The organism is Paraoerskovia marina DSM 21750 (assembly GCF_000701465.1).
Lineage (GTDB): Bacteria > Actinomycetota > Actinomycetes > Actinomycetales > Cellulomonadaceae > Paraoerskovia > Paraoerskovia marina.
Genome location: NZ_JNIY01000003.1, coordinates 306,712 through 323,999 on the forward strand (window position 1 = coordinate 306,712; position 17,288 = coordinate 323,999).

The 17,288-nt window shown below is 73.0% G+C and carries 17 protein-coding genes; 11 read left to right on the plus strand and 6 right to left on the minus strand.

Going from position 1 to position 17,288, the window contains the following annotated elements:
- Positions 1-45: 45 nt before the first annotated feature.
- Together soxR and Q343_RS0101555 are read left to right on the plus strand one after the other, a co-directional pair.
- The gene (soxR, locus tag Q343_RS0101550; RefSeq protein WP_081829552.1) at positions 46-579 is read left to right on the plus strand and encodes a redox-sensitive transcriptional activator SoxR; all 534 of its coding nucleotides are present in this window, start codon (positions 46-48) and stop codon (positions 577-579) included.
- A complete protein-coding gene (locus tag Q343_RS0101555; RefSeq protein WP_029251835.1) occupies positions 576-2,711 on the plus strand; it encodes a bifunctional copper resistance protein CopD/cytochrome c oxidase assembly protein in 2,136 nt (711 codons plus the stop codon). The genes soxR and Q343_RS0101555 overlap by 4 nt, the downstream gene beginning before the upstream one ends.
- A gap of 34 nt (positions 2,712-2,745) precedes the next feature.
- Here Q343_RS0101555 and Q343_RS0101560 read toward each other — a convergent pair whose 3' ends face one another.
- Complete coding sequence (locus Q343_RS0101560; RefSeq protein WP_029251836.1) at positions 2,746-3,201, minus strand: hypothetical protein; 456 nt, start codon at positions 3,199-3,201, stop codon at positions 2,746-2,748.
- A gap of 149 nt (positions 3,202-3,350) precedes the next feature.
- Between Q343_RS0101560 and Q343_RS0101565 the strand changes: the two genes are divergently transcribed.
- The 3 genes from Q343_RS0101565 to Q343_RS0101575 are packed head-to-tail and all read left to right on the plus strand — an operon-like array spanning position 3,351 to position 6,602.
- Positions 3,351-3,968 (plus strand): DUF4956 domain-containing protein, encoded by a 618-nt coding sequence (locus Q343_RS0101565; protein WP_029251837.1) that lies wholly within the window; start codon positions 3,351-3,353, stop codon positions 3,966-3,968.
- Positions 3,965-4,759, plus strand: coding sequence for a polyphosphate polymerase domain-containing protein (locus Q343_RS0101570; RefSeq protein WP_248616717.1), 795 nt, complete (start codon positions 3,965-3,967; stop codon positions 4,757-4,759). The genes Q343_RS0101565 and Q343_RS0101570 overlap by 4 nt, the downstream gene beginning before the upstream one ends.
- 10 nt (positions 4,760-4,769) lie before the next feature.
- The gene (locus tag Q343_RS0101575) at positions 4,770-6,602 is read left to right on the plus strand and encodes a carbohydrate-binding domain-containing protein (protein WP_029251839.1); all 1,833 of its coding nucleotides are present in this window, start codon (positions 4,770-4,772) and stop codon (positions 6,600-6,602) included.
- Positions 6,603-6,836: 234 nt separating this feature from the next.
- On the opposite strand, the gene Q343_RS0101580 is transcribed toward Q343_RS0101575, so the two are convergent.
- From Q343_RS0101580 to Q343_RS0101595, 4 genes are read right to left on the minus strand one after another with little or no spacing between them, the layout of a single operon-like run.
- Positions 6,837-7,628 carry an anti-sigma factor gene (locus Q343_RS0101580; protein WP_052366762.1) on the minus strand — a complete coding sequence of 264 codons (792 nt, stop codon included), beginning with the start codon at positions 7,626-7,628 and terminating at the stop codon, positions 6,837-6,839.
- Complete coding sequence (locus Q343_RS0101585) at positions 7,612-8,199, minus strand: RNA polymerase sigma factor (protein ID WP_029251841.1); 588 nt, start codon at positions 8,197-8,199, stop codon at positions 7,612-7,614. The genes Q343_RS0101580 and Q343_RS0101585 overlap by 17 nt, the downstream gene beginning before the upstream one ends.
- A gap of 54 nt (positions 8,200-8,253) precedes the next feature.
- A complete protein-coding gene (locus Q343_RS13715; protein ID WP_043109128.1) occupies positions 8,254-8,982 on the minus strand; it encodes a class F sortase in 729 nt (242 codons plus the stop codon).
- A gap of 19 nt (positions 8,983-9,001) precedes the next feature.
- Positions 9,002-9,844 carry a DUF4397 domain-containing protein gene (locus Q343_RS0101595; protein WP_029251843.1) on the minus strand — a complete coding sequence of 281 codons (843 nt, stop codon included), beginning with the start codon at positions 9,842-9,844 and terminating at the stop codon, positions 9,002-9,004.
- 188 nt (positions 9,845-10,032) lie between these two features.
- On the opposite strand from Q343_RS0101595, the gene Q343_RS0101600 reads away from it, so the two are divergent.
- Together Q343_RS0101600 and Q343_RS0101605 are read left to right on the plus strand one after the other, a co-directional pair.
- Positions 10,033-11,049: a chymotrypsin family serine protease gene (locus Q343_RS0101600; protein WP_029251844.1), complete on the plus strand. Its 1,017-nt coding sequence runs from the start codon at positions 10,033-10,035 to the stop codon at positions 11,047-11,049.
- A gap of 55 nt (positions 11,050-11,104) precedes the next feature.
- Positions 11,105-11,335 (plus strand): hypothetical protein, encoded by a 231-nt coding sequence (locus Q343_RS0101605; protein WP_029251845.1) that lies wholly within the window; start codon positions 11,105-11,107, stop codon positions 11,333-11,335.
- A gap of 54 nt (positions 11,336-11,389) precedes the next feature.
- Here Q343_RS0101605 and Q343_RS0101610 read toward each other — a convergent pair whose 3' ends face one another.
- Positions 11,390-12,601, minus strand: a complete 1,212-nt coding sequence (locus tag Q343_RS0101610; RefSeq protein WP_029251846.1) for a zinc-dependent alcohol dehydrogenase — start codon at positions 12,599-12,601, stop codon at positions 11,390-11,392.
- A gap of 176 nt (positions 12,602-12,777) precedes the next feature.
- On the opposite strand from Q343_RS0101610, the gene Q343_RS0101615 reads away from it, so the two are divergent.
- The 4 genes from Q343_RS0101615 to Q343_RS15520 are packed head-to-tail and all read left to right on the plus strand — an operon-like array spanning position 12,778 to position 17,265.
- Positions 12,778-13,875, plus strand: a complete 1,098-nt coding sequence (locus Q343_RS0101615) for an acyl-CoA dehydrogenase family protein (RefSeq protein WP_029251847.1) — start codon at positions 12,778-12,780, stop codon at positions 13,873-13,875.
- The gene (locus Q343_RS13720; RefSeq protein WP_029251848.1) at positions 13,869-15,254 is read left to right on the plus strand and encodes a PIG-L family deacetylase; all 1,386 of its coding nucleotides are present in this window, start codon (positions 13,869-13,871) and stop codon (positions 15,252-15,254) included. Before Q343_RS0101615 ends, Q343_RS13720 begins: the two co-directional genes overlap by 7 nt.
- On the plus strand, positions 15,251-15,949 hold the full coding sequence (locus Q343_RS0101625; RefSeq protein ID WP_248616718.1) for a glycosyltransferase family 2 protein: 699 nt from the start codon (positions 15,251-15,253) through the stop codon (positions 15,947-15,949). Before Q343_RS13720 ends, Q343_RS0101625 begins: the two co-directional genes overlap by 4 nt.
- Positions 15,946-17,265 carry a glycosyltransferase family A protein gene (locus tag Q343_RS15520; RefSeq protein ID WP_081829554.1) on the plus strand — a complete coding sequence of 440 codons (1,320 nt, stop codon included), beginning with the start codon at positions 15,946-15,948 and terminating at the stop codon, positions 17,263-17,265. The genes Q343_RS0101625 and Q343_RS15520 overlap by 4 nt, the downstream gene beginning before the upstream one ends.
- Positions 17,266-17,288: the final 23 nt, after the last annotated feature.

Here is a 17,288-nt window from a genome sequence, read left to right on the forward strand (position 1 = left end):
CTCAAGTGTGGTTGAGGTCAACCGTCGTCGGGAGGAGCGGAAAGAATGAGCGAGGGGCTGAGCGTCTCGGAGATGTCCGCCCGCAGCGGCGTGACCGTCTCCACCCTGCACTTCTACGAGCGAGAGGGCCTGATCCGGGCCGCGCGCACCCCGGGCAACCAGCGCCGGTACGCGCGCGACCAGCTCCGGCGGGTCGCGTTCATCCGCATGTCGCAGCGCGTCGGCCTCCCGCTCGCCCGGATCCGCGAGGCCCTCGCGACACTGCCCGCCGACCGCACACCCTCGACCGCCGACTGGCGGCGACTCTCGGCCGCGTGGCGCGCCGAGCTCGACGCGCGGATCGCCGTCCTGCACGAGCTCCGCGACGACCTCGACGGCTGCATCGGCTGCGGCTGCCTCTCCGTGAGTCGCTGCGCGCTCGTCAACCCCGACGACGCACGGGCAGCCGAAGGGCCGGGCCCGCGCGCCGTCGTCGACGCGATCGACGCGATCGACGCCGCCGGACGTGACACGTCCCTCACTCCGGGGCGACCCGACGGTGCCACCGAGGCCCCGGTGCCGCCTACGCTGGTGCGGTGACCCCGACCGCCACCCGCAGCGAACCGCGCGGCGCCGCGCCCACCGGCCCGCGCACCGCGGACCCGCTGATCACCCCCGGCACCCCGTGGTGGCTGGTCGCCGCCGGCCCTGCCGCCGTCGTCGTCGCCGTCGCCGCCACCCTGCTCGCGGGGATCTGGACCAGTGCGTACGACGCCGTGATCGTCGACCCGGGCACCGTCACCCGGTACCTGCTGCCCGTGAGCGTCGTCCTCACCGAGCTGTCCGCGTCCGTCGCCATCGGGTCGCTCACCCTCGGTGCGTTCGTCCTGCGCCCCGGGGCGCCCCTGCGGCGCGGGCTCAACCTCGCCGGGGCCGCAGCCGGCGTCTGGGCGGTGCTCGCCGTCGTCCAGACCGTGCTGCGCTACGCCGCGGTCTCCGGCACCCAGATCGGCTCCGACGAGTTCGGGCCCGAGTTCGGGCTCTTCCTCACCGACATCGCGCTCGGCCGGGTCTACCTGACGATCATCGCGGTCGCGGCCCTCACGTCCGCGCTGGCGCTCGCCGTGCGCACCGCGAACGGCGCCCTCGTCGTCGGGCTCGTCGCCCTCGTGGCGCTCGCGGTCCAGTCGAGCACCGGCCACGCCGCCGGCGCCGCGAACCACGAGATCGCCATCTCCGCGTTCTTCCTGCACCTCGTCGGTGCCGCGATCTGGATCGGGGGGCTCGCGGGCCTCGTCGCCGGACGGATCCGTGGGTCGGTCGGCCGGTCGGACTTCGCGACGGCGGTCGACCGCTACTCCTCGATCGCGCTCTGGTGCTACACCGCCGTCGTGGTCTCGGGGGTCGTCGCCGCGCTGATCCGCGTGCAGAGCCTCGGTGACCTGGCGACCCCGTACGGGCAGCTTCTCATCGTCAAGGTGCTCCTCGCCGTCGCGCTGGGCGCCATCGGGTACGCCCACCGCGAGGTCGTCGTCCGCAAGCTGCGGGCCCTGGCCGAGGTGGCACCGCGCCGCCGTCGTGCCACGGGCAAGGGCGTGGCCGAGGGCGGCGCCGCCCGCCCGTCCCGGGAGGCCGAGCGTGCCGTCACGCGGCTCTTCTGGCGGATGGCGTCCGTCGAGCTGCTCATCATGGGGGCGGTCTCCGGCGTCGCGGTCGCGCTCGGCTCCTCCGCGCCTCCCGTGCCGGAGGAAGTCGTCGAGGACCCGTCGCCCGCGTGGCTCCTGACGGGCCACGAGCTGCCGCCCGAGCCGACGCTCGGGCAGTGGGTCTTCGGGTTCGAGCCGGACCTGATCTGGTTGTTCGTCGTCGGCGCCGGCCTGAGCGTCTACCTGCGGTGGGTGTGGCGCCTCCGACGCCGCGGCGACAGCTGGCCGGCGACCCGCACCGTCTCGTGGTGCCTCGGTATGGTGGTGTTCCTCTGGAGCACCAACGGCGGTGCCGCCCAGTACGGCCACATCATGTTCAGCTCGCACATGATCCAGCACATGACGCTGGCGATGATCGTGCCGATCTTCCTGGTGCTGGCCGCGCCCGTCACGCTCCTGCTGCGGGCGGTCCCCGGCCGGGACGACGGCACGAAGGGCCCGCGGGAGTGGGTGCTCGGCCTCGTGAACTCCCGGTTCGGGCACTTCATGGCCAACCCGCTCGTCGCCGCCGTGAACTTCGGCGGCTCGATGATCGTCTTCTACTTCACGCCGCTGTTCGGGTTCGCGATGGAGAACTACATCGGCCACCTGCTGATGGTCGTGCACTTCACCCTCGCCGGGTACCTGTTCGTCAACGCCCTGATCGGCATCGACCCCGGCCCCCAGCGGCTCGCGTACCCCCAGCGGTTGCTGCTCCTGATCGCTACCATGGCGTTCCACGCCTTCTTCGGCGTCACCCTGATGATGAGCGAGTCCCTCCTCGCGGCCGACTGGTTCGGCCTCATGGGGCGTCCGTGGGGACTGAGCGCCATCGAGGACCAGCAGCGCGGCGGCGGGATCGCGTGGGGGATCGGTGAGATCCCGACGCTCGCGCTCGCCGTCGCCGTCGCGGTCTCGTGGCACCGGTCCGACGAGCGCGAGGCCGCACGACGCGACCGCAAGGTGGCGCGCGAGGGCGACATCGAGATGGACGAGTACAACGCCATGCTCGCCCAGCTGAAGGACCGCGACGACCGCATGTCCTGATCTGCCCCGCGGTCGGGCGCGCTGCCGCCGTCGGTCAGTCGGCCGAGACGACCCAGGCGCCGTCGGTCTCCCCGGGCGCGACCGTCATGGTTGGACTGCCCGGCGTCAGCACGTCCGGCCCGCCGTCGCCCGCGCACAGGTCGGCCTCGTCCCGCGGCACGTCGACCACGTCCGTCACGGTGCTCCCGTTGACGAGCAGCAGCCACCCGGTGTCCTCGTCGCCGAGGTCCGGCAGGTCACCGTCGACCGACTCCACCTCGAGGGCGGCGGCGATCGCCTCCTCGTCGGTGCCCGGGCACGCGACGACGACGCGCTGCCAGTCGTCGTGCAGCACCGGTACGAGGTCCAGGGTGCCGCTGCCCTCCCCGGCGGCGTCCACGGCGTCGAGAAACTCTGACTGCAGGCTCACCGCGGGCGTCGACCCGCAGCCCGCCAGGACGAGGGCGGCGAGGAGCGCGCCGCAGGTTCCGAGTGAACGACCGTGTGCCATCTGTCCAGTATGCGCCCCCGCATCAGGTGCGGCCCAGGGGCGACCGGGCCCGGCGGGACGAACTCGTACACCGCGCCCAGGCGTCTCACAGCCGTCTCATAGCACCGGGGTTCGTAATGGAGACATCACCTGATCCCCGGAGGGCAAAGATGGACCAGATCATTCTTTTCACGGCCGACATCGTGGCAATCGCTATCCTGACGTTCGGCCTCTACTTCCCGCGGCACCGTCGCCGTGACCTGGTCACGGCCTACGTCGGCCTGAACGTCGGCGTCCTGGCGGTGGCCGGCGCGCTGGCATCCAGCACCGTCGGCGCGGGTCTCGGTCTGGGCCTCTTCGGCGTCCTGTCGATCATCCGCCTGCGCTCCTCCGAGATCGCGCAGCACGAGGTCGCCTACTACTTCGCGGCGCTCGCGCTCGGACTCCTCGGTGGCCTGGGCGCCTCCGGCACGGGTCTGGTCCTGAGCGTCTCGCTCATGGCCCTGATCGTCGTGGCGATGGCGTTCGCGGACAGCCCGGCCCTGCTCGGTCGGTATCGCAACGAGTACGTCGTCATCGACCGGGCGATCCCCGACGAGACCGGTCAGACGGCCTACCTCGAGAACCTGCTCGGCGGTCGCGTCCGCTCGATCACCGTCCAGCGCCTCGACCTGGTGAACGACACCACCACCGTCAACGTCCGGTACGAGGTCGGCGCAGGCCGCACCTCCGGCCGCACCGAGACGGGGACCGAGAGCCGTTCTGCCGCACGGGTGAACGCACGATGAGCGCGCCGACGGTGGAGCAGAGGTCGACCATGACGACGGACCGGCTGAACCCGATCGGGCTCGAGGAACTGGACCTTCACGCCGCGCTGCAGACGCGGGTGGACCGCAAGTACCTCGTGCCGACGCCGGCCCTGGACGGGATCCTGCGGGGACTCCTCTCCGCAGAGCCCGGTGTCCGGGTGCTGGAGATCGACGGACAGCGCGACTTCGGGTACGCCTCGCAGTACTTCGACACCCCGGACCTGGCGAGCTTCCGCTCGGCGGCGCACCGCCGTCGTCGTCGCTTCAAGGTCCGCACGCGGACCTACCTCGACTCGGGCCTGTGCCGGCTGGAGGTCAAGACCCGCGGGTCGCGGGGGACCACGGTCAAGCACCGCACGGACCACGACCACGCACCCGACAGTCTCGGGACCGGTGTCGAGTTCGTCGGCGAGGTGCTGCGGATGACACGGGCGCTGCCCGTCGACCCGCGAACCCTCGAGCCGACCCTGCGCACGGAGTACCGGCGCATGACGCTCCTCCTCCCCCAGACGGCGTCCCGCGCCACCATCGACACCCACCTCGAGTGGTACGACGGCGGAGCTCACCTCGCGGTGGGCGACGTGGCGGTCGTCGAGACCAAGAGCGGGTCCCAGGCCGGAACCCTCGACCGTGTGCTCTGGGCGCGCGGCATCCGGCCGGCACGGATCTCGAAGTTCGGAGCAGGCCTCGCGGCCCTCCGTCCCGAGCTGCCTGCGACGCGGTGGCGTCGCGCACTCGATCACCAGCTTGACCTGACGTGGAACGACTGAAGGAGACACCATGCGACGCACACCCCTCTTCCTGATCGCCTCGACGGCGACGCTCGGCCTGGTCCTGACCGGCTGCGCAGCGACCGACGAGTCGGCGACCGACGACGTCTCGACGGGGTCGACCGCCTCGGGGGACGAGGTCTCCTCGGACTCTGACGACAGCGCCTCGTACGACGGCGACGCCACCGTCGAGGAGATCATGGCCGACAACGAGGACGTCGGTGACACCGACGCCGCGGCCGACGCGGAGGTCGTCGACATCACGCTCGACGGCGGCACCGCGTCCTCGGACGCCGAGGGCGTCGAGGTCGACGGCTCGACCGTCACCATCACGCAGGAGGGCGCCTACCGGATCTCCGGCACGCTCGACGACGGACAGATCGTCGTGGCGGCGCCCGAGGACGCCCAGGTCCGTCTGATCCTGGACGACGCCGACATCACCTCGTCGACGGGCTCGGCAATCTCGGTCGAGGAGGCCGACGACGTCGTGATCGAGCTCGCGGACGGGTCGGACAACCACGTGGCCGACGCGGAGAGCTACGCCGACACCGGCGAGGACGCGCCGAACGCCGCGATCTACTCGACGGCGGACCTCGGGATCACCGGCACCGGTGCGCTGACGGTCGAGGGCAACGCGAACGACGGCATCACCAGCAAGGACGGCCTCGTCATCGACTCCGGCGACATCACCGTGACCGCCGTCGACGACGGCGTGCGCGGCAAGGACCAGCTGGTCGTCCTCGACGGCACGCTGACGGTCACCGCGGGCGGCGACGGGCTCAAGGCCGACAACGAGGACGACGCCGACCGTGGCTACGTGTACCTCGCGGGCGGCACCGTGGACGTGACCGCGGGCGCCGACGGGATCGACGCCGCGCAGGACGCCCTTATCGACGGGGCGACGGTCACCGTCGTCGCCGGAGGCGGGCACGAGGAGAGCGTGGCCGACGACGCCTCCGCCAAGGGCGTGAAGGCCGGGATCGCCCTGGTCATCGGGTCCGGGACCGTGACCGTCGACGCCGCCGACGACGCGCTGCACTCGGACGGCCTCGTGGCCGTGCCGGGTGGAGACGTGACCGTCGCCTCCGGCGACGACGGTGTCCACGCCGACGGCAACCTCAACCTCGAGGGCGGCAACGTCACCGTGACGGCCTCCTACGAGGGGCTCGAGGGCTCGGACATCCTGATCGCCGACGGGGACATCGACCTGACGTCGACCGACGACGCGATCAACGCGGCCCTCACGGCCGACGACGCCGTCGAGCAGCAGGCCCGTGCCGACGGCAGCGGTGGCGGGTACGGCACCGAGGAGGTCGGTGACTTCAGCTTCATCGTCACCGGGGGCACGATCCTCGTGGACGCCGAGGGCGACGGGCTCGACTCGAACGGGTCGATCGACATCCAGGGTGGCGAGATCGTCGTCGCCGGGCCGACGACGGACGGCGAGGCCCCCATGGACGCCAACGGCACGTTCACGATCTCCGGCGGTGACCTGCTCGCCTACGGCAGCTCCGGCATGGCGAGCGCGCCCGACCTCGACTCGGAGCAGGTCTCCGTCTTCTTCCTCCTGGACGCGGCGCAGGCCTCCGGGTCCACGGCGGAGCTCGTCTCCTCGGACGGCACGGTGCTCGCCACCTTCGACGCGACGCGGGACTTCCAGTCCGTCGTCTGGTCGGGCGACGACCTCACCGAGGGCGACCACGTGACCCTGGTGGTCGACGGCACCGAGGTCGCGACCGCGACCGCCGGCGACTACGAGGAGGGCGAGGCGACCGGCGGCGCGGGTGGCCCCGGCGAGATGCCCGGTGGCGGTGCGCCGGGTGGCGAGATGCCGCAGGTCTGACCTGCCGCTCGAGCCCACTCGCTGGTCGAGCTCAAACGTCGGTCGAGCTTGTCGAGACCAGTCCGCCGGTCGAGCCAGTCCGCCGGTCGAGCGAGTCCGCAGGTCGAGCTTGTCGAGACCAGTCCGCCGGTCGAGCCGGAACGCCGGTCGAGCTTGTTGAGACCCCTCGTGGTCTCGACAAGCTCGACCGGCGTCGTCGTGCGCTGGTCTCGTCAGGCTCGACCGGCGTCGTCGTCAGATCTGCAGACCGCCGCGGACGATCGAGTCGCCCGAGTGCGAGGGGTCGCCGTCGAAGTGCTCCTCGGAGACGTCGACGAGCGGGTAGTCGCCCACGTCCAGCCCCTCGGGGATGTCGAACGTCCCCTCGTCGCCCTCGAGCACGCCGAGGCTGACGAGCCCGCTGAGGTCGTCGGCGATGAGCCAGACCTCGTGGTAGCCGTCGTCGCTCGCCGGGGCGTCCATGCTGACGACCACCTGTCGGCGCCCGTCCTCGGACTCCTCGAGCTGCGCGGCCCCGGTGGCGCCGTCCCAGTCGGGCAGTGCGTCGAGGGTGGCGCTGGCGACCGTCGTCGTCCCTGCCGGCTCCTCGAGATCGCGCCGCTCCCAGAGCACGCCGCCGCCCACGCCGACGACGAGCGCGACGCTGGCCGCTGCGGCGATCCATCCCGCGGAGTAGCGGCGTCGTCGGCGCTCGCCGAGGTCGGTGACCGTCGCGGCGGACTCCTCGGAGTCGTCTGCCTCGTCCTCGACCCCGGCTTCGGTCCCAGCCCCAGCCTCAGCCTCAGCGTCGTCCTCCTCGCCGAGTCCAAGCTCGGCACACACGCCCTCCCAGACGCTCGCGGACGGCGCGACGAGGCGGTCCTCGTCGGTCAGGCTGCGGCCGACGGCGGCTGCGTCGCCGAGGGCGGCGAGCTCCGCCTGACACTCGTGGCACGAGCGGAGGTGGTCGTGCTCGTCGGGCGCCGCGGCGTCGTTCTCGCCCAGCGCCAGGAGCGCGAGGGTCTCCGGGTCAACGTGCTGCACCATCCACCTCCAATCGTGTGCGCAGGCGAGCGAGGCTACGCCTGACGTGGCTCTTGACGGTGCCGAGGGGCAACGACAGCTCCTCGGCGATCTGCGTGTGCGTGAGGTCGCGGTAGAACGCGAGTCGGAGGATCGTCCGCCCCGGGTCACCGAGGTTCTCCAGCTCGTCCGCCACCAGGATCCGGTCCACGGCGGGGCCGCCGACCGGGTCGCTCTCTCCTACGGGGTTCGGAGCGGTGGCCTCGGCGGCGTGCTCCTGCTTGATCACCCTGCTCCGGGCGGCATGGACGTCGGCGATCTTGTGCCGTGCGATGCCGAGCAGCCAGGTCGAGAGCTTGGCGCGGTCGACGTCGTACCGGTCGCGCGACCGCCATGCGGCGACGAAGACCTGCTGCGTGACGTCCTCCGCGTCGGTCCGGTCGCCGAGCGACCGGAGCGCGACGGTGTGGACGAGGGCTGACCAGCGCCGGTAGGCGTCGGCGAGGCCGGTCTCGGAACCGCTGGCGAAGGCCCGTGCGATGCGGGCGTCGGCGTCCGCGGTCGCGACGGCTGCACCGTCGTCGGCTGCGGTCACGGGCGATCCTCCGGGTCGGCTGTCCTTGCTGATAGGAAAAGTACCGTAATCGGGCTAGCTCTGCGGGACGGCGGTCACGATGACGTTGTCCTCGTAGTGCCCGACGTCCGCGTCCCACCGTCCGCCGCAGGTGACCATCACGAGTCGACGATCTCCGGTGCGGTCGAAGAGCTCGTCGAGGGGGACGTCCACCTTCGCGGTCTGTTCCACGGTCTCCACTGTGTAGTTGTAGGTGTTCCCCTCCGTGTCGGTCAGGGTGACGCTGTCGCCCGGGGCGGCGTCGGTGAGGCGGGCGAACTCACCCAGCCCGTCGTCGTAGGTGTCGACGTGCGAGGCGAGGACGACGGTGCCGGTGTCGTCGCCCGGAGCTGCAGCGTATTGGTACCAGCCGGCGACGGTGCCCGACTCCGGCAGGCTCATCGTGCCGTCGGGGTCGACGCCCTCGGGCTCGACGGGGACGTCGATGTCGAGGCCTTCGACGACGAGTCGCGTCGGGTCGGGGGCGTCCGGTTCGGGGGTGGCTGCCCGGACGGGGACGTCCGGGACTGCCGTGGTGGTCGCGGCCGCGTCGTCGGACGGTGGAGGAGTCGTCCCGTCCGACGGCGCGGGTTCCGCTCGAGCCGTCGGCCCGGGCTCCGGTCCCGCACCGGAGCCCGGGCCTTCGGCGTACGCCTCCCCGAGGGCGATGACCCCGAGAAGGGCGAGGAGGGCGAGGAGCCCGGCCACGGCGGCGAGGTGAGTCGCACGCCGGGCCGAGCCCTTCGCGGGTGTCGAGTGACGCATGTGAAGCCGGATGCCTCTCTCAGCTGTTGTTGTGCTCGCGGGCCGCGCGGACCAGCATGACGGACGAGGCGCCGATCAGCAGGAGGACGAATCCTCCGAGGATCCCGACGGCTGCGGGGCCGAACGTGCCCTGCTCGGCCGCTGCACCGGTCTCGCCGGCGTCGACGCCCGAGGGCGCGGAGTCCATGCCCTCGACGGTCTGCGTGGCGAGCGCGAGGTTGTCGTCGTCGAGCGAGCCCCAGGCGTACGCGATCGTGTTGACGCCCTCGGCGACGTCGACGTCTGCCGGGCCGATGACCGGGTCCGTGGTCCCGGCCGCGGCGACCGACGCGGAGACGGTGCCGGCCGGCAGGTCCAGGACCTGCTCGTCGGGGTTCTCGAGACCCTCGATCACGGGGCTGTCGCCCGCGAGGACGTCGACGGCGGGCGCTGCGGCGACGTGGCGGACCGTCAGTCGGCCCTCGCCGGCGGCGATGTCCGAGGTGTCGTTGGTGAACAGCGACGCCGTCGGGGTTCCCTCCGCGTCGAGGTGTGCGACGGCCGTGTAGTTCATGTCGGCCTCGAGCGGCAGGTCGACGGGCCCGATGGCCGGGTCGCTGTCGTCCTCGGCGTCCGAGGCCGTGATCGCCACGGTGTAGGTGCCGGGGGCGAGCTCGAGCGGTCCGGCGAGGTCGCCGGGCTCGAAGTCGTCGAGGGTGAGGTCTCCGTTGACGTAGACGTCGACCGTGAGGTCGGGGACGCCGTGCAGGACGGAGAGCATCGCGTCCCCGTCGGCGGCGTTGGCGGGCAGAGCGAGCGCGGTGCTGGCTCCGAGGGCGAGGGTGGCGGTGCCGATGGCGGCGACCGTGCGGTTCGTGCGCATGAAGTCCTCCAGGTGTCCGGCCTCGTCCGTGAAGGGACGAGAACTGCATGTGACGTGCTTGCACAGGGATGTTCAGACGGAGGGGGGCGATCGGATGCACTCGGGTTCAACTAATTTTCCCGGGACTGCTGATCCACACCTGTGGGCGACCGGCGGCGAGCGTCGGTGGCGACCGTCACACTGGCGGCATGGACCACGAAGAAGCCCGTCGCACCAAGCTCCAGCTCGTCGACCACGCCCGCGACCTCGTCGATCGCGCCGCTCCCGTGACGGCACGGTCCGGCGGCTCGCCGTCCGACGACGCACCCGGGCCCGGGTCCGTCCCGTCCCTGGCGCTGGGGCTGGCGCCGCGCGGGGACGGTCGCTACGCCATCGCCGTCCGCTACCCGCTCGGATATCCGCAGGTCCGCAGCATCGCCCGGCGACTGGCCGCCGAGATCGGCCCGGGGACCGACGTGCGGCGGACCGGGCGCGTGACGGCGCTGCGCACCGGCCCGCGCCCGCCCGTGGTGACTGCCCAGGCCGCCGGGGAGACGGGGCGCGTCCGCCCGCTGCGCCCCGGCGTCTCGATCGCTCACGTCCGCGTGACCGCCGGAACGCTCGGAGCGTTCGTCCGGCGCGTCGACGACCCAGCGGTCTACGCGCTGTCCAACTATCACGTGCTCGTCGGCGACCCCACCGCACAGGTCGGGGACGTCGTCGTGCAGCCCGGCCCGGCCGACGGCGGCGGTGCACCGGAGGACCGCGTGGGGGAGCTCGCCGACTTCGCGCCCCTGGCGCCCGGGACGACCGCCACCGTCGACGCCGCGATCGCACGCCTGGACGAGGCCGGCGTCGACGCGACCTACCCGGTCGGGACGATCACCTCGACCGCGGTCGCCCTCGGCGGCGAGACCGTGGGCAAGAGCGGTCGGACCACCGGCGTGACGGCCGGACGCGTCACCGCGATCGAGCTCGACGACATCGTCGTCGGCTACGGTCCGGGGCTCGGCGCCCTCCGGTTCGACGACCAGATCGAGGTCGAGTCCACGGGTTCCGGGCCGTTCTCCCGCGGAGGAGACTCGGGATCGCTGGTGTACCGGTCGGACGGCGTCGCGCTCGGACTGCTCTTTGCCGGGTCCGAGACCGGGGGAGAGAATGGGACCGGGCTGACCTACGTCAACCCGATCGACACCGTGCTCCAGGCGCTCGACGTCTCCCTGTGACCCCGAGGCGACCGCCGAGCGGCGAGGCGCGGTGAACCCGAGGCCGGAGGCACCGATGGCAGGGCTCGACGAGGCACGCGAGGCCAAGGCCGCGCTGCGCCGCGAGCTCGACGGCTGCGACGGCGTCGGCGGGATCGGGATCGCGCCGGACTCAGCGGAGTCGCCACCGACCGCCTACGTCGTCCGCGTGCTCGTGACCGACGAGTCCGCCGCCGCGAGGGTGCCCGACGAGGTGCACGGCGTCCACGTGCGGGTCGTGCTGACGGGGACGATCGAGGCCCAGTAGGGGCGGAGGCCTCGTCGGCGGACCTGGCACGGGGACTCCCGTTCGTCGACGCGATCAGTCCCCGTCCCCGGGGGCGAGCGAAGGGTCGAGGACGACCTTGACGCAGCCGTCCTGCTTCTTCTGGAACATCTCGTAGGCCCGCGGAGCGTCGTGCAGAGACATGCGATGCGTCCGCAGGTCGAGAACTCCGAGCGGGTCCGCCGGGTCCGAGACGAGGGGAAGCACGTCGTCGATCCACCGCCGGACGTTGGCCTGGCCCATCCGCACGGTGAGCTGCTTGTCGAACATCTCCATCATCGGCAGCGGGTCGACCGCACCGCCGTAGACACCCGACACGGAGACGGTCCCGCCGCGCCGCACCGAGCTGATCGCCGTGCGCAGAGCAGCGAGCCGGTCGATGCCCGCCTTCTCGATCGCGGGGCGAGCCAGGACGTCGGGGAGCAGTGCGGCGCCGCGCTGTATAACTCCGGCGACGGGTGCGCCGTGCGCCTCCATCCCGACGGCGTCGATGACGGCGTCCGGGCCGCGGCCCGACGTCAGGTCCCTGACGGCACCGGCCACGTCGTCGACGTCGCGCAGGTCGAGCGTCTCGATCCCGTGGCGACGAGCCATCTCGAGACGTTCCGGCACCCGGTCTGCGGCGATCACACGTGACGCACCACGGTGGCGGGCGATCCGGGCGGCCATCTGGCCGATCGGTCCCAGACCGAGGACGAGCACGCTGCCGTCTGCAGGGATGCCGGCGTACTCCACCGCCTGCCACGCCGTCGGGACGACGTCCGAGAGATAGAGATAGCGCTCGTCCGGTTCGTCGTCGTCCGGGACGACCACGGGGCCGTACTGCGCCTGCGGGACGCGCAGGTACTCCGCCTGGCCGCCGGCGACCTGCCCGTAGAGCTTGGTGTACCCGAGCAGCGCGGCCCCCGTGCCCTGGGACAGGGTCTGCGTGGTCTCGCACTGGCTCTGAAGGCCGCGGGTGCACATCCAGCACGTCCCGCAGGAGATGTTGAACGGGACGACGACGCGGTCGCCGGGACGCAGCCCCGTCACCTCGGACCCGACCTCCTCGACGATGCCCATCGGCTCGTGACCGAGGACGTCACCGGGGTCGATGAACGCACCGAGCACGCTGTACAGGTGCAGGTCCGACCCGCAGACGGCGGTCGAGGTGACGCGGACGATCGCGTCGGTGGGCGCCACCAGCGTAGGGTCCGGGACCTCCTCGACCCGAACGTCTTCGTGGCCCTGCCAGGTCAGTGCGTACATGGTTCCTCCGTGGGGTGGGTGTTCCCGCTCGATGTACCGAGAGTGCGCACGACGCCGCCCACTCGCCAGCCGGTCACCGCAGGCCGCCCGTCCCGTGCGAGTGCCGTCGTCCGGTGTCACACTCAGCGCTCTCTGGGCGGTCGCCCCTGCACCGAGGAACAAGGAACGAGGACGCGATGAGTGCGACGAGGCAGGAATCGCCGCGCGAGCCGGATGCTGCGTCAGGCCCGCGGCGGGTGACGGTCGCGGGTGAGGCCGGGGTCCGACCCGTCTCCCCGCAGTGGTCGGAGGCGGTCGCCGACGCCGAGCCCGCGGCGGGGCTCCGGCTGGCGCGGGAGCTGGGCCGTGAGGCGCCGCTGCCGGGCGCAGGCCGGACTGCCGAGCTGTGGAGCACGCTGGCGAGCCTGGCCGCCGACGACGTCGGAGTCGCGCGAATGGTCGAGCCCCACCTGGACGCGCTCGCCGTCCTCGCCCAGGCGTCGGAGGCGGGGATCGCGGTCGACCTGTCCGCGGTGGACGCCGACGCGGACAGCACGTGGGGCGTGTTCGCGGCGGACGGGCCCGGGGCACGGCTCTCGGCCGCGACGGACGACGCCGGCGCGTGGACCCTCACGGGCCTCAAGCCGTGGTGCTCGCTCGCGGCCGACCTCTCGCACGCGCTCGTCACCGCCTGGACCGACGACGGGAGACGACTGTTCGCCGTCGACCTGCGAGACGCACGCGTCCGGGCCGAGCCGGGGCCGTGGGTCCCGCGCGGGCTGAGCCAGGTGGTGAGCGCCCCGGTGCACATGGACGCCGTCCCGGCAGCTCCCGTCGGGGCGCCGGGCTGGTATCTGGAACGACCCGGGTTCGCCTGGGGCGGCATCGGGGTCGCCGCCTGCTGGTGGGGCGGTGCCGTGGGCGTCGCCCGGTCGATGGCTCAGGTGCTGTCTGCCCGAGAACCGGACCAGATCGCCCTGGCCCACGTCGGCGTCGTCGACGCGGAGCTCCACGCGGCGCGGGTCGTGCTCGCGGATGCAGCGGTGTCGGTCGACGCGTCGGACCCGGCGGAGGCGGCCGTGACCGCGCGCCGTGCGCGAGCGGTCGTCGCCCGGGCCGCGCAGAACGTCCTCGACCGGACCGAACGTGCCCTGGGGCCCGGGCCGATGACCACCGACGAACGGTACGCGCGGCGGTGCGCAGACCTGCGTCTCTATCTGCGTCAGCACCACGCGGAGCGCGACGACGCGAGCCACGGCCGACACCTCCTCGCCGCAGGACCCGCGCCGTGGTGAGCTTCGACCACCGGGACCCGGGGACAGACGAGTCGGTCTGGGAGGCGGCCGGCGTCCGGGAGCGGGGCGCCTCGTGGGAGCCCGGCCCCGAGATCCGGCACCTGGTCGTGCTCGCGGCACACCCGGACGACGAGACCCTCGGCGCGGCGGGTCTGCTCGCCCGGGCCGAGGCGCAGGGCATCCGGACGAGCGTCGTCGTCGCGACCGCGGGGGAGGGGTCGCACCCGGACTCGTCCGTGCGCACACGAGCCGAGCTGGCCGCGGCGCGACGGCTCGAGCTGGTCGAGGCCACCGCGCACGCCGCGCCGTCGGCCGCCGTCCACCTCCTCGGTCTCGGCGACGGGCAGCTGCGGGAGCAGCGGGACGAGCTCGTCTCCTCCGTCGCGTCGATCCTCGCGGGGATGCGCGGTCCGACCGTCGTCTGCGCCCCGTGGCGCGGCGACGGGCACCGCGACCACCGGATCCTCGGGGAGGTCGCGGCGGCCCTGGTCGACGACGACCCACGTCTGCGGCTGCTCGAGTATCCCGTCTGGGCGTGGCACTGGGCCGACCCGCGTGAGGACGACCCGTTGCCGTGGGACCGGGTCGTCGCCCTGCACCTGACGGCGCAGGAGACGGCGGCCAAGCAGCGGGCGCTGCGGTCGCACCGCTCCCAGGTCGAGCCGTTGTCGGACCGGCCGGGGGACGAGCCCGTCCTGCACGCGCGAATGCTCGCGCACTTCGAGCGGGACGTCGAGATCTTCGTCGACGGCGAGATCCGCACCACGGCCAGGGACGGTGCGTCGAGCCTTCCGGCGGAGTTCTTCGACGACTTCTACTCCGGCCGTGCGGACCCGTGGGGCTTCGAGACGCGGTGGTACGAGGAGCGCAAGCGCGCACTGACGCTCGCCGCACTGCCCCGTAGGCGGTTCGCGAGCACGCTGGAGGTCGGCTGCTCGACCGGCGTGCTGACCGCGGAGCTCGCCGGGCGCAGCGACCGCGTGCTCGGGATCGACATCGCCCGGGCGCCCCTCGAGGTGGCGCGACGGCGGCTCGGCCCAGCCGTCGAGCTCGGTACGTTCCAGACCCCGCACGAGTGGCCGACGGGGCGGTTCGACCTCGTGGTGCTCTCCGAGGTCGGCTACTACTGGGGTGCTCGGGACCTGGAGCTCGGCATCCGGCGTGCGGTGGACAGTCTGACGGACGACGGCGTCCTGGTGGCCTGTCACTGGCGGCACCCGGTCCCGGAGTACCCGACGACGGGCGATGAGGTGCACGCCGCCCTGCTCACCGTCTCGGGGCTGGTGACGATCGCGCGCCACGAGGAGGAGGACTTCGTGCTCGACGTGCTCGTGCCGCCGCCGGGGGACTCGGTCGCTCGTCAGGAGGGCCTGCTGTGATCTCGGCGGTGGCCGTCGTCGTGCCGGTGCACGACGAGGAGGAGACGCTCGCGGACTGTCTGACCGCCGTCGAGGCCTCCCTGCAGCACGCGCGGGAGGCGAGGACCGGTCTGCGGACGAGTGTCGTCGTGGCACTCGACGCGTGCACGGACGCGAGCGCCCGCCTTCTCCCGCCGGGCGTCGTCCGGGTCGACCTCGCGGCCCGCACCGTCGGCCTCGCTCGTGCCGTCGGCGTGGAGCGTGCCCTGGCCGGGTTCGCGGGCACGGCGTCCGACGAGATCTGGATCGCGTCGACGGACGCGGACTCGGTGGTGCCCCGGGAGTGGGTGGCGCACCACCTGGCGCTGGCCGACGGCGGCGCGGACGTCGTCGTCGGGCCCGTGCGTCCGCCGTTGGACGACCTGTCTCCCGAGCGTGCCCGGGCCTGGCTCGGGCGCTTCGTCCCGGGGCTGGCGACGGGACACGTCCACGGCGCCAACCTGGGGATCCGCGCCGACGTCTACCGGTCGGCCGGTGGGTACGCGCCGATGGTGGAGCACGAGGACGTGGACCTGGTGGCCGCCGCTCGGGCGGCGGGTGCGCGCGTGGTGGCGACCGCCGACGCACCGGTGCTGACGTCGGCCCGTCTCGTCGGGAGGACCCCGGGCGGGTATGCGCGGTACCTGCGTGAGGACCTGGGGAGCGTGACCTCATGAGGTCGACGACCACCGCCGGCGGATGGTGGCAGCACCTGGTTCTCGGCGACGCGGTGCGCCTCCTCGCGCTGATCAGCGTCGTGGTCGCGGCGGTGCGGTGGGACGGGATCGCGGTCGCACTGTTCGCGCTCGTCCTCGGTGCGGTGATGGTCCCGCGAGCCGTCGGCGCGGGGACGGCGTTCGACGTCGCGTGGTGCACGTCTCTTCTGTTCGCGGGCTGGGCGGCGCAGCTCGAGTGGTACCGGGCGGTCCCGTGGCTGGACCTGGCGGTGCACCTGGTGTGCACCGGGCTGGTCGCGGCGATGGCGTACCGCCTGCTCGCTCGGGCCGACGGGCCGCGAAGCGGGGTGGGCGCGCTCGTCGTGACGACGGCGCTCGGTGCCCTGGCTGCGGTCCTCTGGGAGCTGGGGGAGGGCGCCGGGCACCTGCTCCTCGACGACGAGATCGGCGTCGGTTACACCGACACGCTCGGCGACCTGGCCGTCGGGCTGCTCGGGTCGATGGTCGCGGGTGTCGTCCTGGCGGTGCGCGCGCCCGGCGCGCGTGCGGAGCCGACGGCCGACGTCGCGCTGCCGACGATCTCGGTGGTCGTTCCGGCCCGTGACGACGCCGAGGCCCTCGACCGGTGCCTCGCCCTGTTGGCGCAGCAGGACCTCGCGCCCGTGGAGGTGATCGTCGTCGACAACGCCTCGTCCGACGGCACGGCCGACGTCGCACGCCGGTGGGGTGCCGAGGTCGTGCGCGAGACGACCGTCGGGATCCCTGCTGCCGCGGCGGCCGGGTACGACGCGGCCCGGGGGGACGTCATCGCCCGGCTCGACGCGGACTCACGGCCCGGGCGTGACTGGGTGTCGACGGCAGCCCGGCGCCTCGCCGCCGACCCGGGCCTGGAGGCGGTCACGGGGTCAGGGGTGTTTCACGACGCCCCGCGCGGCACCCGGACGGCCGTCGCATTCGGCTACCTCGGCACCTACTACGTGCTCGGGCATCTCGCGCTCGGGCACACCGCCCTGTGGGGCTCGTGCATGGCCTTTCGGCGCGAGGCGTGGTCCGCCGTCCGGCACGACGTCGTCCGCCGGGACCCGGAGGTGCACGACGACCTCGACCTGGCGTTCCGGCTCGGCCCCTCGCGCCGGGTCGCGCTCGTCCCGTCGTGGCGCGTTGGCGTGTCGGTGCGGTCGTTGCGCGGCCGCAGCCAGCGGCGCCGTCGGATGAACAGGGCGTGGCGCACCCTGCGCGTGAACTGGGCGGTCGCGCCACCCTGGATCCGGTGGCGCGACCGGTGGATGCGCGACGGGGGCGCCCAGCCGTCGTAGCCGGGCGCCCCGTCGTCGTGGTC